General features: G+C 67.2%; 21 protein-coding genes and 1 pseudogene. 11 read left to right on the top strand and 11 right to left on the bottom strand.

Translation table 11 applies throughout. The features are described from left to right. Positions 1 to 140 precede the first annotated feature (140 nt). A complete protein-coding gene (gene cmk / locus N5C18_RS11420) occupies positions 141 to 818 on the bottom strand; it encodes a (d)CMP kinase (protein WP_008265652.1) in 678 nt (225 codons plus the stop codon). Between the two features lie 197 nt (positions 819 to 1,015). Between cmk and ykgO the strand changes: the two genes are divergently transcribed. The 6 genes from ykgO to N5C18_RS11390 all read left to right on the top strand — a co-directional run bounded on the left by ykgO (position 1,016) and on the right by N5C18_RS11390 (position 5,517). Further along, entirely contained in the window at positions 1,016 to 1,141 is a 126-nt protein-coding gene (gene ykgO, locus N5C18_RS11415) for a type B 50S ribosomal protein L36 (protein ID WP_005409283.1), read from the top strand. A 146-nt stretch (positions 1,142 to 1,287) separates the two neighbouring features. After that, positions 1,288 to 1,617 carry a hypothetical protein gene (locus tag N5C18_RS11410; protein WP_006430960.1) on the top strand — a complete coding sequence of 110 codons (330 nt, stop codon included), beginning with the start codon at positions 1,288 to 1,290 and terminating at the stop codon, positions 1,615 to 1,617. 42 nt (positions 1,618 to 1,659) lie between these two features. Further along, positions 1,660 to 2,697: an agmatine deiminase family protein gene (locus N5C18_RS11405; RefSeq protein ID WP_053511268.1), complete on the top strand. Its 1,038-nt coding sequence runs from the start codon at positions 1,660 to 1,662 to the stop codon at positions 2,695 to 2,697. A 162-nt stretch (positions 2,698 to 2,859) separates the two neighbouring features. After that, entirely contained in the window at positions 2,860 to 3,747 is an 888-nt protein-coding gene (locus N5C18_RS11400) for a carbon-nitrogen hydrolase (RefSeq protein ID WP_049442792.1), read from the top strand. A 14-nt stretch (positions 3,748 to 3,761) separates the two neighbouring features. After that, on the top strand, positions 3,762 to 4,292 hold the full coding sequence (locus tag N5C18_RS11395) for a GNAT family N-acetyltransferase (protein WP_279944622.1): 531 nt from the start codon (positions 3,762 to 3,764) through the stop codon (positions 4,290 to 4,292). Beyond that, positions 4,285 to 5,517 (top strand): TraB/GumN family protein, encoded by a 1,233-nt coding sequence (locus N5C18_RS11390; RefSeq protein ID WP_164087773.1) that lies wholly within the window; start codon positions 4,285 to 4,287, stop codon positions 5,515 to 5,517. The genes N5C18_RS11395 and N5C18_RS11390 overlap by 8 nt, the downstream gene beginning before the upstream one ends. Before the next feature lie 184 nt (positions 5,518 to 5,701). Here the strand turns inward: N5C18_RS11390 and N5C18_RS11385 are convergent, their stop codons facing one another. From N5C18_RS11385 to N5C18_RS11375, 3 genes and pseudogenes are all read right to left on the bottom strand, one after another. Next, positions 5,702 to 8,788 carry an efflux RND transporter permease subunit gene (locus tag N5C18_RS11385; protein WP_279944621.1) on the bottom strand — a complete coding sequence of 1,029 codons (3,087 nt, stop codon included), beginning with the start codon at positions 8,786 to 8,788 and terminating at the stop codon, positions 5,702 to 5,704. Further along, positions 8,785 to 12,240, bottom strand: a pseudogene (locus N5C18_RS11380) (efflux RND transporter permease subunit); the annotation flags it as partial. The pseudogene N5C18_RS11380 and the gene N5C18_RS11385, both read right to left, overlap by 4 nt. 62 nt (positions 12,241 to 12,302) lie before the next feature. Further along, positions 12,303 to 13,454 (bottom strand): efflux RND transporter periplasmic adaptor subunit, encoded by a 1,152-nt coding sequence (locus tag N5C18_RS11375; protein WP_164242665.1) that lies wholly within the window; start codon positions 13,452 to 13,454, stop codon positions 12,303 to 12,305. Between the two features lie 205 nt (positions 13,455 to 13,659). Here N5C18_RS11375 and N5C18_RS11370 point away from each other — a divergent pair, with 205 nt between their 5' ends. Continuing rightward, on the top strand, positions 13,660 to 14,049 hold the full coding sequence (locus N5C18_RS11370) for a c-type cytochrome (protein ID WP_053449512.1): 390 nt from the start codon (positions 13,660 to 13,662) through the stop codon (positions 14,047 to 14,049). A 9-nt stretch (positions 14,050 to 14,058) separates the two neighbouring features. Continuing rightward, positions 14,059 to 14,520 carry a cytochrome c gene (locus tag N5C18_RS11365; RefSeq protein ID WP_006430887.1) on the top strand — a complete coding sequence of 154 codons (462 nt, stop codon included), beginning with the start codon at positions 14,059 to 14,061 and terminating at the stop codon, positions 14,518 to 14,520. A 198-nt stretch (positions 14,521 to 14,718) separates the two neighbouring features. Here N5C18_RS11365 and N5C18_RS11360 read toward each other — a convergent pair whose 3' ends face one another. Together N5C18_RS11360 and N5C18_RS11355 are read right to left on the bottom strand one after the other, a co-directional pair. Further along, a complete protein-coding gene (locus N5C18_RS11360; RefSeq protein ID WP_279944619.1) occupies positions 14,719 to 16,599 on the bottom strand; it encodes an ATP-binding cassette domain-containing protein in 1,881 nt (626 codons plus the stop codon). Positions 16,600 to 16,887: 288 nt separating this feature from the next. Further along, positions 16,888 to 17,763 (bottom strand): LysR family transcriptional regulator, encoded by an 876-nt coding sequence (locus N5C18_RS11355; RefSeq protein WP_279944618.1) that lies wholly within the window; start codon positions 17,761 to 17,763, stop codon positions 16,888 to 16,890. Positions 17,764 to 17,865: 102 nt separating this feature from the next. On the opposite strand from N5C18_RS11355, the gene N5C18_RS11350 reads away from it, so the two are divergent. Further along, a complete protein-coding gene (locus N5C18_RS11350; RefSeq protein ID WP_279944616.1) occupies positions 17,866 to 18,945 on the top strand; it encodes a YeiH family protein in 1,080 nt (359 codons plus the stop codon). 84 nt (positions 18,946 to 19,029) lie between these two features. Beyond that, complete coding sequence (gene dbpA / locus N5C18_RS11345) at positions 19,030 to 20,406, top strand: ATP-dependent RNA helicase DbpA (RefSeq protein ID WP_005413029.1); 1,377 nt, start codon at positions 19,030 to 19,032, stop codon at positions 20,404 to 20,406. Positions 20,407 to 20,580: 174 nt separating this feature from the next. Here dbpA and N5C18_RS11340 read toward each other — a convergent pair whose 3' ends face one another. From N5C18_RS11340 to N5C18_RS11325, 4 genes are all read right to left on the bottom strand, one after another. Next, the gene (locus tag N5C18_RS11340) at positions 20,581 to 21,117 is read right to left on the bottom strand and encodes an adenine phosphoribosyltransferase (protein WP_279944615.1); all 537 of its coding nucleotides are present in this window, start codon (positions 21,115 to 21,117) and stop codon (positions 20,581 to 20,583) included. Between the two features lie 591 nt (positions 21,118 to 21,708). Beyond that, the gene (locus tag N5C18_RS11335; protein WP_164242433.1) at positions 21,709 to 23,274 is read right to left on the bottom strand and encodes a protein adenylyltransferase SelO; all 1,566 of its coding nucleotides are present in this window, start codon (positions 23,272 to 23,274) and stop codon (positions 21,709 to 21,711) included. Between the two features lie 32 nt (positions 23,275 to 23,306). Beyond that, a complete protein-coding gene (locus tag N5C18_RS11330; RefSeq protein WP_053512174.1) occupies positions 23,307 to 23,996 on the bottom strand; it encodes a glutathione S-transferase in 690 nt (229 codons plus the stop codon). A gap of 182 nt (positions 23,997 to 24,178) precedes the next feature. Continuing rightward, complete coding sequence (locus tag N5C18_RS11325; RefSeq protein ID WP_004153307.1) at positions 24,179 to 24,388, bottom strand: cold-shock protein; 210 nt, start codon at positions 24,386 to 24,388, stop codon at positions 24,179 to 24,181. 301 nt (positions 24,389 to 24,689) lie between these two features. On the opposite strand from N5C18_RS11325, the gene N5C18_RS11320 reads away from it, so the two are divergent. Further along, positions 24,690 to 25,178: a YaiI/YqxD family protein gene (locus N5C18_RS11320; RefSeq protein WP_053512042.1), complete on the top strand. Its 489-nt coding sequence runs from the start codon at positions 24,690 to 24,692 to the stop codon at positions 25,176 to 25,178. A 6-nt stretch (positions 25,179 to 25,184) separates the two neighbouring features. Here N5C18_RS11320 and N5C18_RS11315 read toward each other — a convergent pair whose 3' ends face one another. Then, positions 25,185 to 26,063 carry a pseudouridine synthase gene (locus N5C18_RS11315; RefSeq protein WP_053512043.1) on the bottom strand — a complete coding sequence of 293 codons (879 nt, stop codon included), beginning with the start codon at positions 26,061 to 26,063 and terminating at the stop codon, positions 25,185 to 25,187. Positions 26,064 to 26,069: the final 6 nt, after the last annotated feature.

The raw sequence follows: 26,069 nt of genomic DNA, 5'->3' as shown, positions 1-26,069 counted from the left end.
GCCCGCCTGTTGGTCGACCCCGGAAACGCAGGTCGTGTGTAGTAGGAAAACCGCCACGCATCATTGCGCGACGGAGCTGGTACAGCACTGCTATGCGCGACCACCACCGATGCTGCTGGCAGTGCTCCCGCGCGAACGGATCAGGCAGCCGGAACCGGGAGCAGATCCATCACTCTGGCAACGACATCTGCGATGCCGATGCCTGTGGTGTCGATGAGGACAGCATCGTCTGCCGGCTTCAGGGGCGCCACGGTACGCTGAGCATCACGGGCGTCGCGGGCCATGATCTCGCGCAGGAGGTCATCAAAGTTAACAGAAACCCCCTTGTCTTTCAACTGCTTATGCCGGCGCTCGGCGCGCTCCTCGGCACTGGCGGTCAGGAAGACCTTGTAGGAGGCGTCCGGGAAGATCACCGTGCCCATGTCGCGGCCGTCGGCGACCAGGCCGGGCAGCTCCCTGAATGCGCGCTGGCGCTCTTTCAGCGCAGCCCGCACCTCGGGAATGGCCGCGATGGCCGAGGCCAGCGCCCCGGTGGTCTCCAGGCGCAGCTCGTCGGTCGCATCGGTACCGTTCACCATGACCCGCATCGACTCGCCCTGTTCAACAAACTGAACGTGGGTATCGAAGGTGCAGCGCACCAGGGCCGACGCGTCGGAGGTATCGATGTCGGCCCAGCTCGCAGCCACGCCCACCGCCCGGTACAGCGCGCCCGAATCCAGGTAATGCCAGCCCATCCGGCGCGCGATGATGCGGCTGATGGTACCCTTGCCAGCCCCGGAAGGGCCGTCGATGGTCAGGACGGGAGCGAGTGGATTCATGGGGTTCCCAGAGCGTTCGAAGGGGTCATTCTAGCCCCTGCCCGACGCCCCCAGCGGGATCTTTTGTGCAACCACTTGAAACCATGAGGAAAAGCCCGGTAGAATGGCGGGCTTGAACGAGCGTCAACTGCCGATTGTCTTTCGCATATCGCGGCCACGCTCCACCCGAACAACTACTGTTTACGCCGAGGTATGCCATGAAAGTCCTGTCCTCCCTGAAGTCGGCGAAGGCCCGTCACCGTGACTGCAAGGTCGTGCGTCGTCGTGGCAAGATCTTCGTCATCTGCAAGTCGAACCCGCGTTTCAAGGCGCGTCAGCGCTAAGCCTCACAGCCTTCCGGCTGCGGCTGGCCCTACGCGGGGCCGACCCGATGCAAGAAACCGCCTTCGGGCGGTTTTTTGTTTTATGCGGCTTTTTCCTGCCGATTTTGCTGTAATCGCCGTTCTTGACCACTGGGGAGTAGATCGAGATGAAGCGTTACCTGTCCGCCCTGGCCGTGATGGCCACCCTGGCTGCCGCCACTCCGGCGCTGGCCGATACCCTGCTTGTCGACCGTGCCCGCGAGAAGCCGGCCGGTGCCCTGCCCGTGCGCGGCCAGAGCATGCAGCAGGTGCAGGCGCAGTTCGGTGCGCCAAGCGAACAGCTGCAGCCGCGCGGCGGGCAGAAACGGCAATGGCCGACCATCAACCGCTGGGTCTACCCGCAGTTCACCGTCTACTTCGAGAAGCAGAAGGTGATCGACGTGGTGGCCAACCAGGCGGACCCGAACGAAGTCGGCCCGAAACCACCGATCCGTTGATCCCTTTACTACCCGCCGTGGGCGGGCCTGTGTAGCGAGACCATGAACCAGACCCTTCGTTTTCCTGCCGAGTGGGAAGCCCAGAGCGGCGTCCTGATTGCCTGGCCCACCGCCGACACCGACTGGGCCGAGCGCCTGGGCCAGGTGGAAGAGACCTACATCGCCCTGGTCGCGGCCATCACCCGCTTCCAGCCGGTGCTGATCTGCGTGGCCGACGACGACGTGGAGACCTATGCCGAGATGCGGCTGCGCTCCAACCGCATCGACATGGACAAGGTCCACTTCACCACGGCGGCCTACGACGACACCTGGCTGCGCGACTCCGGCCCGATCACGCTGCGCCGCACCGATGGCGGCTTCCAGCTGCTGGATTTCCGCTTCACCGGCTGGGGCGGCAAGTTCGACGCCACCCTGGATGACCAGCTGGTGGGCGTGCTCGACCAGGCCGGCGTGTTCAACGACGCACCGGTGCGCAGCATTCCGTTCGCGCTGGAAGGCGGCGGCATCGAGACCGATGGCGAAGGCACCCTGCTGACCACCTGGAAGTGCCTGCACGAGCGCCACCCGGACCGCGACCGCGCCAGCCTGAGTGCCGACCTGGCCGACTGGCTGCAGCAGGACCGCGTACTGTGGCTGGACCACGGCTACCTGGAAGGCGACGACACCGACGCCCACATCGACACCCTCGCCCGCTTCGCCTCGTCCGACAGCATCGTCTACCAGGCCTGCGACGACGAGAGCGACTCGCACTATGCCGAGCTGCAGGCGATGGGCAATGAACTGGCCGCGCTGCGCACCAAGGATGGCCAGCCGTACCGCCTGTTCCCTCTGCCGTGGGCACAGCCGGTGATCGACGAAGGCCGCCGCCTGGCCGCGTCGTACGCCAACTACCTGATCGTCAATGGCGCGGTGCTGATGCCGGCCTACGGCGACCCGGCTGACGACCTGGCGCGCGACGTGCTGGCGAAGGCGCACCCGGGCCGCGAGATCGTGCAGGTGCCCTGCCGCTCGCTGATCTGGCAGAACGGCAGCCTGCACTGCATCACCATGCAGCTGCCGGCGGGGTTGTTGAAGGCTTAAGGATTGGTAGTGCCGGCCGCTGGCCGGCAACCATGCAATGCCTGATGGATCCACGGGATTGCCGGCCAGCGGCCGGCACTACCAGCACCCATTCAGCGCGCAACACGCCGTCGCCATCCATCCGCGCTAACATGCAGGTTTTCCCCCGCAGGAACGCCCCGCATGAACTCGCGCAGCCCCCTTACCGTCGCCCTGATCCAGGAGCGCAACCACGGTGACGCCGCCGCCAATCTGGCGGTGATCGAAGCACGCGTGGCCGAGGCGGCTGCGCAGGGTGCCAAGCTGGTGCTGCTGCAGGAACTGCACAACGGCCCGTACTTCTGCCAGCACGAGTCGGTGGACGAGTTCGACCTGGCCGAGCCGATTCCGGGCCCCAGCACCGAGCGCCTGGGCGCGCTGGCGAAGAAGCATGGCGTGGTGCTGGTCGGTTCGCTGTTCGAGCGCCGCGCCGCCGGCCTGTACCACAACACCGCCGTGGTGTTCGAGAAGGACGGCACCCTGCTCGGCAAGTACCGCAAGATGCACATCCCGGACGATCCGGGCTTCTACGAAAAGTTCTACTTCACCCCGGGCGACATCGGGTTCACCCCGATCGACACCTCGGTGGGCCGCCTCGGCGTGCTGGTCTGCTGGGACCAGTGGTACCCGGAAGCGGCGCGCCTGATGGCGCTGGCCGGTGCCGAACTGCTGCTCTACCCCACCGCGATCGGCTGGGACCCGGACGACGTGCAGGACGAGAAGACCCGCCAGCGTGACGCCTGGGTGCTGAGCCATCGCGGCCATGCCGTGGCCAACGGCCTGCCGGTGCTGAGCTGCAACCGCGTCGGCCACGAAGCCTCGCCGCTGGGCGCGTCGGGCATCCAGTTCTGGGGCAACAGCCACGTGCTGGGCCCGCAGGGCGAGTTCCTGGCCGAGGCCGGCACCGACGCCACCGTGCTGCTGTGCGATGTCGACCTGCAGCGCAGCGAGCACGTGCGCCGCATCTGGCCGTTCCTGCGTGATCGCCGCATCGATGCGTACGGCGACCTGCTCAAGCGTTACATCGACTGAGCCGGAGCCCGCGCATGGCCGTCCTCATCCGTGATGCCGGCGCGGCCGACATCGACGCGATCACCGCGATCTACGCGGTGGAAGTGACCGACTTCGTCAACACCTACGAGTACGACATTCCGGACGCGACCGAGATGCTGCGCCGCATGCGCGACATCATCGACCGTGGCTTCCCCTACCTGGTCGCCGAGATCGACGGCCAGGTGGCGGGGTATGCCTACGCCAACACCTACCGCACCCGCGTGGCCTACCAGTGGACCGTCGAGAATTCGGTCTACGTCGATGCCCGTTTCCAGGGCAAGGGCGTGGGCACCGGCCTGCTGCAGGCCCTCATCGACGCCTGCGTGGCACGCGGCTACCGGCAGATGGTGGCGGTGATCGGTGAACCGACCAACACCGCTTCGATCAAGCTGCACGAACACTTCGGTTTCGAGCTGGTCGGCGTGTTCCGCGGCCTCGGCCGCAAGCATGGCCGCTGGCTGGATACCGTGCAGATGCAGCGCGCGCTCGGCGATGGCGCCGACACCGCACCTTCCAATGAATGAATCCATGACTGAAACCCTTCCCGAGACCGGTGACGATCTGTTCGCCGGCCAGCCGGTGCGCGTCGTCGAACGCGACGGCGTGCGTTACACCCTGCTGGGCACCGCCCACGTCTCCCGCGCCAGCGTCGAGGCCGTGGAAAAGGCGATCGACAGCGGCCGCTTCGATGCGGTGGCCGTCGAGCTGGACCCGCAGCGCCTGCAGGCGCTGAGCGACCCGGACACGCTGGCCAAGCTGGACCTGGTCGAGGTGATCCGCAAGGGCCGCGTCGCCCTGTTCGCCGCCAACCTGGCCTTGTCCGCCTACCAGCGCCGCCTGGCCGAACAGCTCGACATCGAGCCGGGCGCGGAACTCAAGCGCGCGGTGGAACTGGCGCGCGAGCGCAACCTGCCGGTTCACCTGATCGACCGCGAGGTCGGCCTGACCTTCCGCCGTGCGTCGCAGCGGCTGGGCTTCTTCGGCAAGCTGAAGCTGGTCGCCGGCCTCGGTGCCGGCCTGTTCTCATCCGAGGAAGTGGGCGAGAACGAGATCGAGAAACTCAAGCAGGGCGACATGCTGGAATCGAGCTTCGGCGAGTTCGCCAGCGAGAGCCCGGCGCTGTACGAGACCATCATCGGCGAGCGTGACCGCTACATGGCCACGCGCCTGCGCGAAGAGCACGACCCGCAGCAGCGCGAAGTGCTGGCCGTGGTCGGTGCCGGCCACCTGGCCGGGCTGGCGCGCTACCTGGAAACCGACACCGAGGCACCGGCGCCGCTGCGCGCGGAACTGGAGGCGGTGCCGAAGAAGCGCAACATTCCGTGGTTCACGCTGGGCATCCTGGCCATCGTGGCGACCGGCATCGGCGTGGGCTTCTATCGCGGTGGACTGGGCGTGGGTACCGAACTGCTGGCGACCTGGGCGATGTATACCGGTGGCCTGGCGGGCCTGGGCTGCCTGTTGGCCGGTGGCCATCCGCTGAGCATCCTCACCGCGATCGCGGTGGCTCCGTTCAAGCCGTTCCGCCTGAGCATCCCGACCGGTGCGTTCTCGGCGCTGGTGGAAGCGCGGCTGCGCAAACCGGCGTACGAGGACTTCCTGAAACTGCGCGACGATGCGCAGAGCCTGAAGGGCTGGTACCGCAACCGCGTCACCCGCGTGGTGCTGACCTTCATGCTGACCAACATCGGCAGCATGCTCGGCCTGTGGCTGACCACCTTCAAGGTGTGGGGCAAGGTCGCCGGGTAAGCCTTTCCAACCGGCCACAGAATCTGTAGCGCCCGAGCCCATGCTCGGGCGGCGCCGCGACGCGGCGAAAGGCAGCCGAGCATGGCTCGGCTCTACAGAAGGCAAACGGACGCGGCGAACGAAAAAAGGGGGAGGCCGCCCCACTACGACCGGCCTCCCCCACACCACAACACGTTGTCGCGCATTACAGCCGGGCAGCGCCCGGCTCTACCATTTCCAGGCCGCGCGCACGCCGAATCAGTCGCGTAACCGCACTGCGCAGGTCGTCCAGCACCGCGTAGATCGTCGGCAGGAACAGCAGGCTGACCACGGTCGAGAACGCCAGGCCTCCGGCGATCGCGCGCGCCATCGGCGCGTACTCCGGGCCATTGCCGAACATCTGCGTATTGGTCAGCGAGATCGGCACCATCGCCAGGATCGCCGTGCCCATGGTCATCATGATCGGGCGCAGGCGCTCGCGTGAGCCTTCCACCAGCGCCTGGGTGCGGCCCATGCCGCCGCGCCGCAGGTTGTTGATGTGCTCGATCATCACGATGCCGTTGTTCACCACCACGCCCATCAGCACCAGGATGCCGATGAAGGACATGATTCCGAACGAGGTGCCGGTGATCCAGAACAGCCAGAACACGCCGAAGATCGAGAACAGCACGCCGCTCATGATCGCCGCCGGGAACAGCAGCGATTCGAACACCGCCGCCATCACCACGTAGATCATCACCAGCGCGATGAGCAGGTTGAACACCATCTGCTGCATCGCCTCGTCGTCGTTGCCGTAGTCGCCGCCGTCGAAGGTGAAGCCGTAGCCGGCCGGGAAGTTCATCGGCTTGAGCACCGCTTCCATCGCCTTGCGGCCATCCGGCGCGGTGACCTTCTCGGCCAGGTTGGCCTTGATGGTCAGCGTGGTCTGGCGGTTGGTACGACCGATCTGGGTGGCGGACGAACCGACATCGACGGTAACCAGGCTCAGCAGCGGCACGCTGCGGCCATCACCGGTACGCACGCTGAAGCCGGCCAGGTCTTCCGGGCTGCTCTGCTCGGCACCGGCGAAGCGCACCCACACCGGCACCTCGTTGTCGCCGCGGCGGAACTCGCGCATCGGTGCGCCACGCAGCGCCAGGCCGACGAAGCTGGCCACCTGCTCGGCATTGAAGCCGAATGCCGCGGCACGCTCGCGATCGACGCGAACCTTCAGTTCGCCGCCCTTCTCGCCGTTGTCGATGCGCACGTCGCGCAGTTCGGCGCGCTGGGCCAGCAGCGGCACCACTTCCTGGCCGATTTCCTGCAGCATCGAACTGGAGTCGCCGACCAGCTGCACCTGCACGCCCTGGTTGCCACCGCCGCCACCGTCGCCGCCCTGGTTGCCGACGAAGTAGTCGGTGCGGGCCGACTTCGGAAGACGCTTGCGCAGCTCTTCCTGCAGCGCCTTGATGTCCTTGGCGTACTTCTCGTCCAGGGTGACCACGGTCGAGCTGCCTTCCTGCTCGCTGTACCAGGAGTAGACCTGCTTCACATGCAGGCGCTCGCGGTTCTGGTCGATCCAGTTCTCCACCCGTGCCACTTCATCGGACATCTGCCGATAGGTGTAGGCGCCCTTCCACATGTAGCCGATGAAGATGTCCTTGCCGCCATCACCGCCGAACATGTCGATCTTGGTCAGCTTCATCGGCACCAGGCTGACCAGCACGACCAGCACGATGCCGAGCAGGCTCCAGCCACGATGGTGCAGCGACCAGTCCAGCAGCGTGGCATAGCGGCGCTGCAGCCGGGCGATCATGCCGGTCTGCGAGTGCACCAGCTTGGGCGTGGCCATGCGCGCGGACAGCATCGGGATCAGGCTGACCGCGACCAGCCACGAAGCCAGCAGCGAGACCGAGATGGTGATCGCGATCTGCGACATGAAGATGCTGATGTTGTTGGTCTCGCCGAACAGGTTCGGCACGAACACGATGCAGTGGCACAACGTGCCCGCGCTGAGCGCGATGGCCACGTTGCGGGTGCCGATGATCGAAGCCAGCCGCGGCTGCCCGGGCATGCGCTCGCGTTCCTGGTAGATGCTCTCCACCACCACCACGGCGTTGTCGACCAGCATGCCCACCGCCAGCAGCAGGCCCATCATGGTCAGGATGTTCAGCGTCACCCCGACGAAGTACATGAAGCCCAGGGTGATGGTGAAGCAGATCGGGATCGCCAGCGTCACCATCAGGGTCGAAGGCCAATGGCGCAGGAAGAAGAACAGCACCGTGATCGACAGGATCAGGCCGACGGCGCCGGCCTCGGCCAGCTCCAGCAGCGATGACGTCACCGCCTTGCCCTGGTTGTCGATCACCTTGATCTGCACGTCGCGCATCGACGCCTCGGCGCGGATCGATTCGACCTCGGCCAGCGCGGCACGCGAGACCTCCACCAGGTTGGCGCTGCGCTCCTTGAAGATGTCCAGGCCGACCGCCGGGTTGCCGTCCAGGCGGCGCCCGTAGTTCATGCGCGCCGGCTTCAGCCGAACATCGGCAATGTCGCCCAGGCGCAGGCCCTTGGCGTTGATCACCAGGTCACGCATCTCCTGCAGATCGGTGATCTCGCCCACCGGCTGCACGCGCACGCGTTGGCCGTTGTCGTCGATCTGCCCGGCCGAGATCGAGAAGTTCAGCGTGCGCAGGCGCTCGCTCAGCTCGTTGATGCTCAGCCCGTGCGCGTTGAGCCGGTTCGGATCGATGGCGATCTCCACCTCGTTCGGCGGCGCGCCGGTGATATCGACGCGGGCCACGCCCGGAATACGCTCGATGCGCCGCTTGAACTCGCGGTCGAGCATGTCATAGGCGGTGGTCAGGTCGGTGGTACTGGCCAGGCGCACCTTCAGGACCGGCTGGTCGCTGCTGGACCACTTGAACACGTTGTAGCGCTGCAGGTCGTCGGGCAGGTCGCTGCGGATCGCATCGATGCGCTCGCGGGCATCGGAGGCGGCGATGGCGATATCACGGTCCCAGTCGCTGAACTCGATGTAGATCAGCGCCGCTTCGGAGGTCGCCGACGAGCGCATGCGCTTGATCCCGGTCATCGTCGCCAGCGATTCCTCGACCGGGCGGATGATGGTCCGCTCCACTTCCTCCGGGGTCGAACCGGTGTACGGGATCTGCACGAACAGGAACGGTGCGGAGATGTCCGGCAGCGCTTCCAGCGGCAACCGGAACGAAGCGATCAGGCCGATCACCACCAGCGACACGAAGCACATGATGGTGGTGACCGGACGGCGGATGGAGAACTCGGCAACGCTCATGCCGGTTCCTCCGCACCCGCCGCGCTGCCGGCGGCACCCTGCTCGATCTCACCTGCGTGCTTGCGGCCGCGTTCACGGTAGTAGGCATCGCCGCGACGATCCATCAGGTCATACACCACCGGGATCACCAGCAGGGTCAGCAGGGTCGACACCAGCAGGCCGCCGATCACGGTGATCGCCATCGGCGCGCGTACTTCGGCACCCTCGCCCATCGCCACCGCCAGCGGCAGGAAGCCGAACAGCGTGCACAGGGTGGTCATGATGATCGGCCGCAGGCGCGAGCGCGCTCCCTCTACGAGTGCCTCGTGCTTGGCCACGCCGGCCTCGCGCAGCTGGTTGACCTTGTCGATCAGGATGATCGCGTTCTTGGTGACCAGGCCGACCAGCAGGATCAGGCCGATGAACACCACCACCGAAATCGGCTTGCCGGTCAGCATCAGCGCCAGGATCGCACCGACCAGCGCCAGCGGGATGGTGAACAGGATCACGAACGGATGCAGCAGCGACTCGAACTGCGAAGCCATCACCAGGTAGACCAGGAAGATCGCCAGGCCGAAGGCGAAGATCAGCGACTTCGCCGCCTGTGCCAGCTCCTCGCCCTGGCCGCCGATGTGCAGGCCAACGCCCGCACCCAGCGGCTGCTCGGCCACCATCTGCTGCACTTCGCGCATGGCCGCGCCGAGATCGATGTCGCGCAGGTTGGCCGACACCACTGCCACGCGTGTCTGATCGGCACGATGGATCTCGCTCGGACCGGTGGTCGCGACCACGTCGGCCACCGCGTCCAGGGTGACCGGGCGCGTGCTGCCCGGGTTGACGATCAGCCGGCGGATGCTCTCCACGCTGGCGCGGTCGCCTTCCTGCGCCCGCACCAGCACGTCGATCTTGCGGTCGCGGAAGCTGTAACGGGTGGCGACGTCGCCGCGCACCTTCTTCACCACCACGTCGGCGATCTGGCGGGTGGTCAGGCCGAGTGCACCGGCACGTTCCTGGTCGAAGCGGATCTGGATTTCCGGGAAACCCTCTTCCACCGTCGACTTCACGTCGGCGTAGTGCGCATTGCCGCGCAGCATCGCCGCCAGGCGCTGGCCGGCCACTTCCAGGGTCGCCATGTCCTGCCCGCGCAGTTCGATTTCCAGCGGCGTGGAGAAGCTGAACAACGCCGGCCGTGCGAAATCGACCTGGGCGCCCGGATGCTGGCCCATAGTGCTGCGCAGGCGTTCGGTGATGGCCGCTTCGGTGCGTGCGTTGCCGCCGCCTTCCATCACCACGGTCAGCTTGCCGATGTTCTCGCCGCTTTCGGTCGGGCTCGCATCCAGCCGGGTACCACTGCCACTGACGCCGTACAGCGATGCCACTCCCTCGCCCTTGCCGTGTGCCAGCTGCAGTTCGCGCACCAGCGCATCGGTCTGCTTCAGCGGCGTGCCGGCCGGCAGCTTCACCGTCATTTCGAAACGGTCCTGCGCCAGCTGCGGAATCAGGTCGGCACCGAGCATCGGCACCAGCGCCATGGTCGCCACGAAGATGATCGTGGCCACGCCCAGTACCTTGCCCGGGTGGGCCAACGCGCTCGGCAGCAGGCGCAGATAGCCGCGCTCGGCACCCGCGTAGGGCTTCATCGCCAGATCGCTGGTCTTGCGCATCACCGGGCCGACCACCGCCACCACGCCGCGCCACACACGCACGATCAACCAGGCCAGCGCGAAGAAGCCCCAGCGCGCGGTTGCGACGACGCCACGGCGGCCCAGCGCGACCGGCTTCTGCCAGCGGTTCTGCGGCTGCCACGGTTCATTCGGTGCCTCTTCCGGGAACGCCAGCGGTGGCCGTCCCTTCAGCGAGCTCAGCATCGGGATCAGCGTCATCGACACCAGCAGCGAGATCGCGATGGCGATCGCCACCGTCAACGCCTGGTCGCGGAACAGCTGGCCGGCGATGCCGTCGACGAACACCAGCGGCAGGAACACGGCGATGGTGGTCAGCGTCGAGGCGACCACGGCCATGCTCACTTCGCGGGTACCGGCGATGGCCGCCTGCAGGATGCCCAGGCCACGCTCGCGGGCCTTGGCGATGCTTTCCAGCACCACGATCGAGTCATCCACCACCAGGCCGGTGGCCAGCGCCAGGCCGCCCAGCGACATCACGTTCAAGCTCAGGCCGAGCTGTCCCATGAAGAAGAACGTGGCGATGATCGAGACCGGCAGCGACAGGCTGATCACGAACGTGCTCCAGCCATCGCGCAGGAACAGGAAGATGATCAGGATCGCCAGCAGGCCACCGATCACCGCGTCCTTCTTGACGTCGGCGATGGCGTGCTCGATGAAGCGCGACTGGTCCTCGATGGTGGTCATCTCGACGTCGGCCGGGAACGTGCCCTTGATCTGCTCCAGGCGCTTGCGCAACGCCTCGGCGGTGGAGACGGTGTTGGCGTCGCCTTCCTTGTAGATCGCCAGCTCGACCGATTCCTTGCCGCCCAGGCGGATCACCGCTTCGCGCTCCTTGTAGCCCTGGCGCACGGTGGCCACGTCCTTCAGGCGCACCGGCACACCGTTGGCGACCACGCTGGAACCGCCGCCGGACGATGCGCTCTGCGCCGCCGAGGCCGCCGCGATGGCTGCCGCCGAGCCGGTCGACGCAGCGATATTGAACATCTGCTGCAGCGCCGAATCAGCCGCGCTGCCATTGCTTCCCTGGGTGGTGACCAGCAGGTTGCGGATCTCTTCCAGATCGGCGAACTGGTTGACGGTGCGCACCAGGAAACGCTGCGAACCTTCTTCCAGGCGGCCGCCGGAGATGTTGATGTTCTCGTCCTTCAGGCGCTTGATGACGGTGTCGATCGGCAGGTTCAGCTGCGCCAGCTTCTGCTGGTCGATGTCGACCTGGATCTCGTCTTCCAGGCCACCGCCGACCTTGACCGCGGCCACGCCGGAGACCGGCTCCAGCTTCTTCTTCAGGTCTTCATCGGCATAACGGCGCAGGCCGGTCAGCTCGCGGATCGCATCGGCATCGCTGGCCGGCGCGGTCCTGCTCGACAGCACCAGGCGCATGATCGGCTCGGTGGACGGGTTGAAGCGCAGCAGCACCGGGGCCTTCGCCTCCAGCGGCAGGTTCAGCGCTTCCATCTTGTCGCGCACCTCCAGGCTGGCCTGGTCCATGTTGGTGCCCCAGGCGAACTCGAGCACCACGTCGCTCTGGCCGGTGCGCGAAACCGACTTCAGCTTGCGCAGGTTCTTGACCACGCCGACCGCTTCTTCGACCGGCTGGGTGATCAGGGTTTCGATTTCGGTCGGCGCCGAACCGGTGTACTCGGTACGCACGGTCAGCGTCGGGTAGCTCAGGTCGGGCAGCAGGTTGACCTTGAGGTTGCCCAGCGCGATCAGGCCGAACAGCAGCAGGGTGACCGTGCACATGGCGATGGTCACGCGGCGGCGGGTGGCGAATTCCACCAGGCCGCCGCGCAGGCCGGCGGCGGCGCCGTCGCTCGCCGGCGAGGCACCGTGGTCGTGGCCCGGGGCGGTCATTGCTTGCTCCCGGCCTTGTCTGTCGGCGTGGCGGACGCTGCGACCGTTTTCGCCTTGGCCTTCGGATCAGCAATCACCTGCACCGCGGTGCCGTCGCGCAGGGCGACCTTGCCGGCGGTGACCACCTGATCACCGGCCGCCAGGCCATCACGGATCTCCACCCACGGGCCCTCGGCGTAACCCAGCTTGACCGGAACCCGTGCGACCTTGCCTTCGCGCACCCGGAACACCGCCGGCTCACCGTCGTCGAGCAACGAAAGGCGCGGCACCACGAGCGCATCGGCACGCTGGTCGTAATCGATGCGGATGCGCCCGAACATGCCGGGCTGCAGCGCGTGCGCGGCACCGTCGAAGGCGCTGACCACGCGAAACGTGCCGCTGCCCGAATCGACCACCGGTGCGATGCGATCGACGGTGCCGGTGAAACTCTGGCCCGGCAGCGCATCGGCAACCAGCGTCACCGGCTGGCCGGCACGCAAGGTGGCCAGCTCGCGCTCGGGGACGTTGAGCGTGGCTTCCAGCCGCGAGTTGTCGACGATGCGGAAGATCGGCGTGTTGATCTGCACGAAGTTGCCGGTCTTGATCGAGCGCGACGCGATGACGCCGGAGATCGGCGCCACCACCGTGGTGTAGGACAGTTCCAGCGTGGCCAGGCGGTACTGCGCGCGGACGTTTTCCAGGTCAAAGCGCAGCTGGTCGACATCGGCGGCGCTGACCATCTGCTGGCCAACCAGCTTCTGTGCGCGCTGGTAGTTGTTTTCCAGCTTGCGCATCTGCGCTTCGCTCTGCGCCACGGCCAGGCGCGCGCGGTCCGGGTCCAGACGCACCAGCGGCTGGCCGGCGGTCACCCGCTGCCCTTCCTCGACCAGCACCGCCAACGCCACGCCGGAGGTCTTGGCCACCACCTGCGATTCGGCGCGCGGTTCCAGTGCAGCGGTGCCGGTGTAGCTGGCCGCGACCGCGCGGTGGCTGGCCACCGCCACTTCGACCGGGACCGCATCGACCTTCTTCTCCTCCTTGGTCTCGGCGGCCTTGGCTTCGGAATTGGGCCCTGCGGCGCAACCGCCCAGCAGCAGGGAGGTGGAGATCAGCAGTGCGGCAGCGCAGATTCCGCTGCGACGGCCGGACAGGAAGGTTGGATGCGACATCGTCAGGTCCCTGGAGGATGCGTGGACAGGTGTGGTAGCAAAGTAATGCACCACTTCACGGCTACACCATATCCCAAAGGTCATGGTGTCTTCACGCCGCTGGTCGGCCCACCCCCATTTCAGCTAGATGAAACCTGAGGCTATACTCGGGGCGTTCCGTACCCCACGCCGGAACGACCAGACCCGAATCCCCGGAAACGACACCATGCGCCCGCAGCCGCTCGCCGCTTGTCTCGCTCTGGCCGTCCTCCTGCCCCTTGGGGCCGCCGCACAGCCCGCTCCTGCTCCTGCCACACCTGCCCCGGCCCCGGCTCCCGCCGCTGCCACGGCACCTGCCGCCCCTACCGGCAACTTCGACAATGGCCGCGTCCTGGCCTACACCTGCCAGGGGTGCCACGGCATCACCGGCTACAAGAACGCCTACCCCAGTTACCGGGTGCCGAAGATCGGCGGCCAGACCCAGCAGTACCTGGCCCAGGCCCTGACCGAGTACCGCCAGGGCAAGCGCCGGCATCCAACGATGCAGGCGCAGTCGATGAGCTTCAGCGAACAGGAGATCGCCGATCTCTCTGTTTACCTGTCCACCGTCAAGTAAGGCCCGCCCATGTCGAAAGCCGCGCATCCGATGCGTCATGCCATCGCCCTGTCCGTTGCCCTGCTGCTGGCCGCCTGTTCGCAGTCGCAGGTTGAAAACAGCGAGAAATCCGCCGCCGACCCGGGCCATGCCAGCGGCGAACACGGTTCTTCTTCATCGGCCGGCCTGCCTGCAGGCCGCGAGGCCGCCGGCGAAGCCCGCGCCAAGGTGAAGGGCAAGGCCACCAACCAGAGCTGCATCGACTGCCACGGGGCGGACGGCAATGCGCCGATCGATGCGACCTATCCAAAGCTGGGTGGCCAGTACGGTGACTACCTGGCGCACGCGCTGCAGGCCTACCGCGCCGGTGACCGCCAGCATGCGCTGATGACCCCGCAGGCCAAGGACCTGAGTGATCAGGATATCGCCGATCTGGCGGCGTATTTCGGCAGCCGGCCAAGCCAGCTGCGGGATCTGCACGGGGTCAAATGACCGCTGGCCCCCGGTGGGTGCGGACCTTGGTCCGCACTGATCGCGCTATCCACGCATGGCGTGGATCTACCAGGCATCGGCGTCGGTAGGTGCGGACCGTTGGTCCGCACGGATCCCAATATCCACGCATGGCGTGGATCTACCGGGCATTGGCTCCGGTAGGTGCGGACCGTTGGTCCGCACGAACCCAACCAGCGCTCAGCCTTCCAGCTCTTCCCAGCGCGCGTACGCGGCATCCAGCTCGGCCTGCACCTTGGCCAGCTGCTGGGTGTGCGCGGTCACTTCGGCACTGCTGCGGGTGTAGAACGACGGGTCGTTCATCGCCGAGGTCAGCCCTTCGACGTCGCCTTCCAGCTTCTCGATGGTCTTCGGCAGCTGTTCCAGTTCGCGCGCTTCCTTGTAGGCCAGCTTGCGCTTGGGCGCTGCGGGGGTAGCCGCCGCAGCGGCCGGTGCAGCTGCCGCCGGCTTGGCTGCCGGGGCCGCGGCAGGTGCAGCGATGCTGGCCGCGTAGCGCTGCCAGTCGCTGTAGCCACCGACGTACTCACCGATCACGCCGTCGCCTTCCATCACCAGCGTGGAGGTCACCACGTTGTCGATGAAGTCACGATCGTGGCTGACCAGCAGCAGGGTGCCGGTGTACTCACCCAGAAGCTCTTCCAGTAGCTCCAGGGTTTCCACGTCCAGGTCGTTGGTCGGTTCGTCCATCACCAGCAGGTTGGACGGCTGCGCGAACAGCTTGGCCAGCAGCAGGCGGTTGCGCTCGCCACCGGACAGGCGGGTGATCGGCGCACGCGCGCGTTCCGGGGTGAACATGAAGTCCTGCAGGTAGGCATGCACGTGCTTGCGCTTGCCGTTGAACTCGAGGAAATCACGGCCTTCGGCCACGTTCTCGATCGCGCTCCAGTCTTCGCGCAGCACCGCGCGGTACTGGTCGAAATAGGCGATCTGCAGGTTGGTACCGGGGTTGACCTCACCCTTGGCCGGCTGCAGTTCACCCAGCAACAGCTTCAGCAAGGTGGTCTTGCCACTGCCGTTGGGGCCGATCAGGCCGATGCGGTCGCCACGCAGGATGGTGGTGCTGAAGTCACGGACCATCGTGCGCTCGCCGAAGGCGAACGAAATATCCTTGACGTCGATGACCTTCTTGCCCGAGCTGACGCCCTGCGCGGCTTCCATCTTGACGTTGCCACTGAGGTCGCGGCGCTGCGAGCGTTCGGTGCGCATCGCCTTCAGGCGGCGCACGCGGCCTTCGTCGCGGGTACGGCGCGCCTTGATGCCCTGGCGGATCCAGACTTCTTCCTGCGCCAGCAGCTTGTCGAAGCGGGCGTTTTCCTGCGCCTGCGCGTTGAGGCGTTCCTCGCGGCGGCGCTCGTAGTTGGCCCAGTCGCCCGGCCAGCTGGTGACCTGGCCGCGGTCGATCTCGACGATGCGGGTGGCCAGCGCACGCAGGAAGCGGCGGTCATGGGTGACGAACACCACGCTGCCGCTCCAGCCCTTCAGGAACGCTTCGAGCCAATCGATGGCTTCGATGTCGAGGTGGTTGGTCGGTTCGTCCAGCAGCAGCACGTCGGGGCTGGACACCAGCGCACGGGCCAGCAGCACGCGGCGCTTCATGCCGCCGGACAGGCGGCCGAACTCGGCGTCGCCGTCGAGGTCGAGCTTGGTCAGGGTTTCGCTGACGCGCTGGTCCAGTCCCCAGCCGTTGGCGGCGTCGATCTTCGCCTGCACGTTGCCGAGTGCTTCGCCATCGAACACCTCGGCGTGGCTGAGGTGATGGAACTCGGCCAGCCACTGGCCCAGTTCGCCCAGGCCGTCGGCGACGACGTCGAACACCGAACCGGCGGCGCCGTGCGGCACTTCCTGCTCCAGGCGGGTGACGCGCACGCCCTGCTGCACGCGGACTTCGCCGTCATCGGGCTTGTGGTCGCCGGACAGCAGCTTGAGCAGGGTGGATTTGCCGGCGCCGTTGCGGCCGATTAGGGCGATGCGTTCGCCCGGCTCGATCGACAGTTCGGCCTTTTCCAGCAACAACGGGCCGCCGACGCTGAAGTCGACGTTCTGCAGAGTAATCAGAGGCATCCGGATATTGTACGGGTTGGGGGCGTCGGCCGGGTTGCACGCGGCACCCGCAGAGGCAACGGCCGCAGCCAAAGCAACGTCAAAAGCTGGTTTCCTGTGGGATGGCGGGATGGGTCCGGTTGCGGGGGACGCCGTAAACCCATCCTTGGGGGCTTGGCCGCGGCATCCATGCCGCGGACACCCCCGTAACCGGACCCACCCCGCCTTCGCCAGATTTCCGCGATCTGCCGGAGCGGCATTCTGCTCTGGTGGGTGCCGACCTTGGTCGGCACATGGGAATCTGATGGCTTACCCCACTTCCCCCAACAACGCCTGCAAGCCCGGCAACCAGTGCTTGCCCGGGTGGCGTACCAGCCACAGGGTGCGCTGCAGAGTGGGCAGCGGGGTCTCCAGCACGCGCAGGCGGCCGAGAGCCAGGGGCTCTTCCAGCGCGTGGCGCGAGAGGCAGGCCAGGCCAAGGCCGGCGATCGCGGCCTGCTTGATCGCTTCGGTATTGCCCAGCTGCAGGGTCTGGGCGAAACCGCGCAGGTGCGGCAGCAGGGCCTGTTCAACGGCTTCTCGGGTGCCGGAACCGGGCTCGCGCAGCAGCCAGCGGGCACGGCGCAGTTCATCCAATGTCCATCGCGCCGGGGCGTCGGCGGCCGCGACGATCACCAACGGATCCTGCTGCCAGGCGGTGACCTGCAGGCCACGCTCGTGGCACGGGCCCTCGATCAGGCCCGCGTCGACGTCCAGCCGCTGCACGGCAGCGACCACGCCGGCACTGTTGTCGATGCGCAGGTCGACCTCGGCCTGTGGCGCCTGCCGCAGCAGCTCGGCGATGCGCGGCGGCAGCAGGTAGTTGCCGATGGTGGTACTGGCGGCCAGCACCAGCCGCAGCGGTGCACCCTGCGCCGGGTCGCCGCCCGCGGCCAGCTGTCGCTCCAGGTCGGCGGCATTGACCAGCAACGCGCGCGCCGGCTCCAGCAACGCGCGGCCGTGCCCGTTCAGGGCCAGGCGACGGCCGATGCGGTCGAACAGCGGGGTGCCGAAATGTGCCTCCAACTCCTGCAGGGCGGCGCTGCTGGCCGACTGCGAGAGCGCGATGGCCTGGCCCGCAGCGGTGGTGCTGCCGTGGTCAGCGATGGCGACGAAGACCTGCAGCTGGCGCAAGGTCAGGCGCATGACAATTACCCGCTTGATAGGTAGCTTTCACCCATATTATTCGTTTTACAGGTCAATCGCACAGGCGCACGCTGGCGCCATCATTTCCGCCCCGCCCCCGTCATGAATGCCCCTGCCCTCTCCCCCTGGTCCCTGCCCGCCCTGCGCCAACGCTGGCAACCGCGCCTGCCCGGCCTTCTACTGGTGGGCCTGATCGCGGCGGCCTCGCTATACCTGGCCGAGCTTCCGTGGCTGCAGGCGCACGGCCTGAGCGCGCTGACGGTGGCCATCGTCGCCGGCATCGTGGTCGGCAACACCCTCTACCCGCGGCTGGCGCCGAGCAGCGCGGCCGGTGTCGGCTTTTCCAAGCACTGGCTGCTGCGCGCCGGCATCGTGCTGTACGGCCTGCGCCTCACCTTCCAGGACATCGGCCATGTCGGCGTGGCCGGTGTGCTGATGGACGTGCTCGTGGTCGCCAGCACCTTCGGCCTGGCCTGCTGGCTGGGCGTGCGTGTTTTCAGGATGGAGCGCGAGGCGGCAATGCTGATCGGTGCCGGCAGCGCAATCTGCGGCGCGGCGGCGGTGATGGCTGCCGAGCCGGTGGTGCGAGGCCGTGCGGCGCAGGTCACCGTCGCAGTGTCGACGGTGGTGGTGTTCGGTACGCTGGCGATGTTCCTGTACCCCGCGCTGTATGCACTGGTGCAGTCACACGGCTGGCTGGCCATGGACGCACGCCAGTACGGCCTGTTCACCGGTGCGACGGTGCATGAAGTGGCGCAGGTGGTGGCCGCAGGCCGTGCGGTAAGTGAAGCCGCCGCCGATACTGCGGTGATCACCAAGATGGTCCGGGTGATGCTGCTGGCGCCGTTCCTGGTCGCGCTGTCGCTATGGCTGGCGCGTGGTGGCAAGGCCAGCGCCGATGGCAGCAAGGCGCGCATCGTGGTGCCGTGGTTCGCGTTTGGTTTCGTGGCGGTGGCCGGGTTCAACTCGCTGCATCTGCTGCCGGCTGGTTTGCAGGCCGGGCTGGTGCAGCTGGATACGGTGCTGCTGGCGATGGCGATGGCCGCACTCGGCCTGACCACCCACGTCTCGGCGCTGCGCCAGGCTGGGCTGAAGCCGCTGCTGCTGGCGCTGATCCTGTTCGCCTGGCTGCTGTTCGGTGGGCTGGCGATCCACCAGGGCGTGCTGGCGGTGCTGGGCTGAGCAGGAGTGTGCCGACCCAGGTCGGCACCCACATGGATGAAGACCCCAGGACGGGAGCTGCCGCGCGGACGGGTACAATGCGCCATGACTGACTTCTCGACCCTGCCGCTGAGCCCGGCCCTGCAGCCCGGCCTGGATGCCCTCGGCTACACCACCCTCACCCCCGTGCAGGCGCAGAGCCTGCCGGCCATCCTCGATGGCCGTGATGTGATCGCACAGGCGCCGACCGGCAGCGGCAAGACCGCCGCCTTCGGCCTGGGCCTGCTGCAGTCCATCGACCCCAGCCTGATCCGCGTGCAGGCGCTGGTGCTGTGCCCGACCCGCGAACTGGCCGACCAGGTCGGCAAGCAGATCCGCAAGCTGGCCACCGGCATTCCCAACCTGAAGCTGCTGCTGCTGGTGGGTGGCGTGCCGCTGGGCCCGCAGCTGGCGTCGCTGGAAGGCCATGACCCGCACGTGGTGGTCGGTACCCCCGGCCGCGTGCAGGAACTGGCGCGCAAGCGCGCGTTGAACCTGGGTGCGGTGCGCACGCTGGTGCTGGACGAGGCCGACCGCATGCTCGACATGGGCTTCGAGGAGCCGATCCGCGAGATCGCCGGCCGCACCCACAAGGACCGCCAGAGCCTGCTGTTCTCGGCCACCTTCCCCGACAGCATCCGCGCCATGGCACGCGACCTGCTGCGCGATGCGGTGGAAGTGACCGTGGAAGGCGCCGACCAGGCACCGGCCATCCGCCACCTGTTCTGCGAGGTTGAACCGGCCCACCGCCAGAAGGCGCTGGCCGGCCTGCTGCTGAAGTACACGCCCGAATCGGCGGTGGTGTTCTGCAACACCCGCAAGGACGTGGACGAAGTAGCCAACTCGCTGCAGCAGTTCGGCTTCTCCGCCCTCGCCCTGCACGGTGACATGGAACAGCGCGACCGCGAGGAAGTACTGCTGCTGCTGGCCAACCGCAGCTGCAACGTGCTCGTGGCCAGCGACGTGGCCGCGCGCGGGCTGGATGTGGAAGAGCTTGCGGCGGTGATCAACTACGAACTGCCGACCGACGTGGAGAGCTACCAGCACCGCGTGGGCCGTACCGGCCGTGCCGGTGCCAGTGGCCTGGCGATCAGCCTGGTGGCCGGCCGCGAGAAGACCCGTGCCGAAGCGATCGAAGCGCAGATGGGTCAGCCGCTGGACTGGCAGAAAACGCCGCTGGCAACCTCGCGCCCGGCCGAGCTGCCGCAGGCGGCAATGCGCACGCTGCGCATCGATGGTGGCAAGACCGACAAGCTGCGCCCGGGCGATATCCTCGGCGCACTGACCGGTGACGCCGGCCTGTCGAGCAAGTTCATCGGCAAGATCGCGATCTTCCCGACCCGCTCCTACGTGGCGATCGCGCGCGAGCAGGCCAACAAGGCCGTGGCGAAGCTGGAAGCCGGCAAGATCAAGGGCCGTCGATTCCGCGTGCGGATGATGTGATTGAAGCAGCGTTGCCAACCACGGTTGGCAACGGCATGACCTGGTAGCGGCCAACCTTGGTTGGCCCGTCCATGGCGTCGGTTGCGAAAAGCGATGCCAACCAAGGTTGGCAACTACCGGTTCACGGCGGTTCGCTCTGGTAGGTGCCAACCTTGGTTGGCACTCACCCTACGATCAGAACACCAGTTCGGTGTGCAGCGGCAGCTCCGCTTCCCAGCGGGCACGGCCACCCAGGCCGTCCAGCTCGACCAGCACGCCGGCACCGACCACGTCGACACCCAGGCGGCGCACCAGCGACAACGCGGCGACCAGCGTGCCGCCGGTCGCCAGCACGTCGTCGATGATCGCGACGCGGGCGCCAGCCGGCAGCGCATCGGCGTGCACCTCGATGCAGTCGCTGCGGTATTCCAGCGTGTATTCCTCGCGCAGCACCTGGCCCGGCAGCTTGCCCGGCTTGCGTACCGGCACGAAGCCCACGCCCAGTTCCAGCGCCATCGCGGCGCCGAGGATGAAACCACGCGATTCAATGCCGACCACCGCGTCCAGCTTCTGGTCGCGCCAACGGTCGGCCATCGCGGTGATCGCACCACGGAAGTCCTCGCCGTGGGCGAGCAGCGGCATGATGTCCTTGAAGAGGATGCCGGGCTTGGGGAAGTCGGCGATGTCGCGCAGGCGGGAGGCCCACTGCGGAGCGACGAGGGCGTCGGTCATGTCACGTTGGCTATCTGATGGCGGCATAGGGTACCTGTTCCGGCCGTTGCCTGCCTGTTGAGGGGTATCGGCCGGGCTGCGCCCGGCGCCTGCAGAGGCCAACGCGCAAGCAAAGTCGAAAGCAAAAGCCGCATTCCGAGGGATGGCGGGGTGGGTCCGGTTGCGGGAGACGCCGTAAACCCATCCCTGGGGGCTTGGCCGCGGCATCCATGCCGCGGACACTCCCGCAACCGGACCCACCCCGCCTTCGACAGATTTCTGCGATCTGCAGTAGATCCACGCCATGCGTGGATGAATCTCCATCGAAATCGAATATTTCGAGAATTGAATGAAATACATCCACGCTTGGCGTGGATCCACGTGTCGACCAAGGTCGACACCTACCTGCAGCAGCCGGAAATCTGTCGGAGGTGGGGCGGTGTCGGAGTGCGGGGTGTCAGCCGCATGGATGCGGCTGCCAAGCCTACAGGGACGTACTTGCGGCGTCCCCGCACTCCGACACCGCCCCGCCAAACCACGGAATCCAGCTTTTGCTCTGGCTGTTGACCTCGCCTCTGCGGGTGCAGGGCGCAGCCCTGCAAAAGCCCCCCCTCAGGAACTGCAGGACAGCATCGAGCAGCCGGCGCGGTTGTCGGCCCAGGCCGGGCGCTTGCCGGCGAAGTGCTCGAGCCCGGCGCGTTCGGTATACGGGTCGCGCAGCACGTCCTGCAGGGCGTGCACGCCACCGAGGTCACCCTGCTCCGCGCGGTCGATCGCCTCCTGCGCCAGCCAGTTGCGCAGCACGTACAGCGGATTGGCGGCGCCCATCTTCGCAGCGCGCTCGTCGGCCGACAGCGGATCGGCGCGCAACCGCGTCGCGTAGTCCTGCAGCCACTGCTGCAGCGGCGCCCGCACCGCCTGCTGGCGCGTCTCGTCGTAGTACACCGCGTCCAGCACCGCCGCATCCGGTGCCGCCGGATCGACCCACATCAGCGCGCGCCAGGCCAGGGTCATGTCCATGGCGCCGTCCTGCATCAGTTGCTGCCAGCGCAGGTAGAGCTGCAGGTCGTCATCGTCGGCCGCGGCCAGGCCGAGCTTGGCGGCGGCATCGCGACGCGTGCATGCCACGAAGGTGGACTGGTAGGCGGCCAGACCGGCCTGCAGCGGTGCCACATCGGCAAACAGCGGAGCCAGCGCCTGCGCCAACCGGCTCAGGTTCCAGTACGCCACCTGTGGCTGCGTACCGAAGCGGTAACGGCGGCCCTGCGCGTCGGTGGTGTTCGGCGTCCAGTCCGGGTCGAAGTCCTCGACCCAGCCGTAAGGGCCGTAATCGAGCGTGAGGCCGAGCACGGACAGGTTGTCGGTATTCATCACGCCATGCACGAAACCCACGCGCATCCAGTGCGCGATCATCTCGGCGGTGCGTACCGCGATCTGCGCGAACCAGTCGCCATACAGCGCCTCGCCCTGCCCCTCCAGCTCGGGGAAATCGCGGGCGATGCAGGCATCCACCAGCTGCTGCAGCAAGGCGGTTTCACCGCGCGAAGCCGGCAGTTCGAACGAACCGAAGCGCAGGAACGAGGGCGACACCCGGCACACGATGGCACCGGGCTCGGCACGCGGGTGGCCGTCATAGAACATGTCGCGCACCACGTCTTCGCCGGTACCGACCAGCGACATCGCGCGCGTGGTCGGCACGCCGAGATGGTGCATCGCCTCGCTGCACAAGAATTCGCGGATCGACGAGCGCAGGACGGCACGACCATCAGCACCGCGCGAATACGGCGTCGGGCCCGCGCCCTTCAACTGCAGCTCCCAGTGGCGCCCATCCGGCGCAACCAGTTCACCCAGTGAGATCGCACGGCCATCGCCCAGCTGCCCGGCCCAGTGGCCGAACTGATGCCCGCCGTAGTTCGCCGCCCACGGCTGCATGCCGGCGTACAGCGCATTGCCGCCGAACACGCGGGCGAAGCCTTCGCTCTCGACGTCAGCGGCATCGAAACCGAGCAGCGTGGCCACCTCCGGCGACCACGCCAGCAGAGCGGGCGCTGCCACCGGCGTGGGCATCACCGGTGACCAGGCCGCGCCCAGCACTTCACGGCGGCGCGGGCCGGATTCGGGGTCACCCGGCAGACTGTGCAGCAGGCGGTTGTCGAAACGGGGGCTGTCGGTATCCATGGCCTTGAAGATGGGGGCGACCGCCGCCCGCCTCAATTACCGCTGAGCGCCTGCAGGTGGCCACCGTGGGCCTCGGCACGCTGGTAGGCCGGGCGCTCGCCGATGCGCTTGAGGAAACCACGCAGTGCGGGCTTGTCGTCGAGGCCACCGCCACGTGCAGCGGCGGCCTGGATCGGGAAGCTCATCTGGATGTCGGCCGCGCTGAACCGCTCACCCGCAAACCATGGGCTTTCGGCGAGGCGGCGTTCCATCCAGTCCAGGTGCAGGCGCCGCTGCGGGCCAATGAAGCCCCGCTCGGCCTTGTCGGCAATGCTGCGCGCGATCGGGCGCGCGAAGAACGGCATCGGCGCGTTGCGGATGCGCCCCATCACCAGGGTCAGCAGCAACGGCGGCATCGCCGAGCCTTCGGCGTAGTGCAGCCAGTAGCGGTAGGCAATGCGCTCGGCGCCTTCGGCTGGCATCGCTGGCGGCGACAGCTGGCGCTGGGTGTCGTAGCGGTCGGCAAGGTAGTCGAGGATCGCACCGGATTCGGCCAGCACCAGCTCGCCATCCTGCAGTACCGGCGACTTGCCGAGCGGATGCACGTTGCGCAGCTCGGGCGGCGCCAGCAGCGTTTTCGGATCGCGAGGATAGCGACGGAGCTCGTAGTCCAGCCCCAACTCTTCAAGCATCCACAGCACGCGCAGCGAACGGGAGTTTTCCAGATGGTGGACGATGCGCATGAGGATGATCCTTGGGAAGACCTGCATCGTACCGCGCAGGATGCATGCCGCTTGTAGAGTCGAGCTTGCTCGACTGTCGTTGCAAGCAGTCGAGCAAGCTCGACTCTACAAAACGGCGGGCAATAAAAAACGCCGGAAGCTTTCGCTTCCGGCGTTCTGGCTACCCAACGGTAGCAGACGGATTAGACCGCCTGCACCTGGTCAGCCTGCATACCCTTCTGACCCTGGACGGCGATGAAGGTAACCTTCTGGCCTTCCTGCAGGGTCTTGAAGCCGGTGCCCTGGATGGCACGGAAGTGCACAAACAGGTCCGGGCCGCTTTCCGGGGTGATGAAGCCGAAGCCCTTGGCGTCGTTGAACCACTTGACGGTGCCGGTCTGACGATCAGACATTTGACTAACTCCTGAAACACATGTTGAAAAAATCGCAGCCACCGGGTATCGGGGCCGAGACTGAGTTGCAGGCGTTGGTAAAGCGGATCGATGAGCGGATCGTGAGATCAACTGCACCAGGCCACGATTCACGGTGACCCTAGCAAACACAGTGGGACCAACGATACGCGTGTTTTCTGCAAAAAGCGATAGCCCGGACGTTCATGGGCAGGGCCCGCCCGCTAGGCGTGACAAGGGCTGGCAGCCGATCGTGGCTAACTCCGAGTCCCCATTCAGGTTTTTCCTACCCTACACTGGGTAAATGACTGAAGCTGAAACCCAAGCTGAACCCGCCCTCCCCCGCATCTGGGTGGATGCAGACGCCTGTCCTGGCGTCATTCGCGACATCCTGTTCCGGGCCGCTGAACGGGTCGGGATCGAGCTGACCCTGGTCGCCAACCAGTGGGTCCGCACCCCGCCCTCGCGCTGGTTGCGCTCGATCCAGGTGCCGCAGGGCCTGGACGTGGCCGACAGTGCCATCGTCGAGCGGGTTGCCGCTGGCGACCTGGTGGTCACCCAGGACATCCCGCTGGCCGCGCTGGTGCTGGAGAAGAAGGCCGTCGCACTGAACCCGCGCGGCCAGCTGTACACCCCGAACAACATGGCCGAGCGCCTGTCGATGCGCAATTTCATGGAAGAGCTGCGCGGCGCCGGGGTCCAGACCGGGGGCCCGCCGCCCCTCGGCCCACGCGACCGGCAGCTGTTCGCCGCCGAACTGGACCGTTGGCTGGCCCGGCGTCCCGGCCGCTGAACGGCGCTACCCCGCCTGATCCGGCAGGCACAGGCGGCGCTGGCTGCTGAACTGCCGCCGTTCCCCGCTGAGCGGATCATCGAAGGCCAGCCCCTGTGCCAGCAGCTGCAGGGGCGGCTCGGCCGCCCCCTGCGGGCGCGACCTCAGTTGCGGATACAGGTCATCGCCCTCGATCGGCGCGCCCAGCGCGGCCATGTGCACGCGCAGCTGGTGCTTGCGGCCGGTCGCTGGCCGCAGCCGGTAGTGCCAGATCGGTCCCTCCGCCTCGATCAGTTCGATCCAGCTCCGCGCATTGGGCTCGCCCGGCGCTTCGGCCATGCGGAAGAACGGCTCGCCCGGCACCAGCCGGCTATGCCGCTGCAGTGGAAACGCCACGCCCGGCAGGGCCGGTGCCAGTGCCTCATAGATCTTCTCGATGCGCCGTTCGCGGAACAGCCGCTGGTAGGCATCGCGTGAGGCCGGCTGCGTGGAGAACATCACCAGCCCGGCCGTCAGCCGATCCAGCCGATGCAGCGGCACCAGCTCGGGGTTGCCGGTGCGGACGATCAAACGCGCCAGCAGGGTTTCGCGCACGTGCCGGCCGGCCGGCGTCACCGGCAGGAAGTGCGGCTTGTCGGCCACCAGCAGGTGCGCATCCAGATGGACGATGGTCTCGGCGAACGGAATCACCGCCTCGTCGGCCACCTCGCGGAAGTACTGGATCTCCAGCCCCACCTGCCAGGGCAGGTCCGGCGCCAGCGCCCTGCCCTGCGCGTCCTGCACGCGACCACGGGCGAAGCGGTCCTGCCATTGCGCGCGGTCGATGCGCGGGAATCGCGCACACAGGCCATCAAGCAGGCTGGGCCAGTGGCCGGGCGGCAGCTGCAACCGGCTGGGAGGGGTCATCGCGTC

The organism is Stenotrophomonas sp. GD03930 (assembly GCF_029839665.1).
GTDB lineage: Bacteria > Pseudomonadota > Gammaproteobacteria > Xanthomonadales > Xanthomonadaceae > Stenotrophomonas > Stenotrophomonas forensis.
Note: the sequence above shows the minus strand (reverse complement) of the source record. Positions and strands in the feature narration are given on the sequence as shown.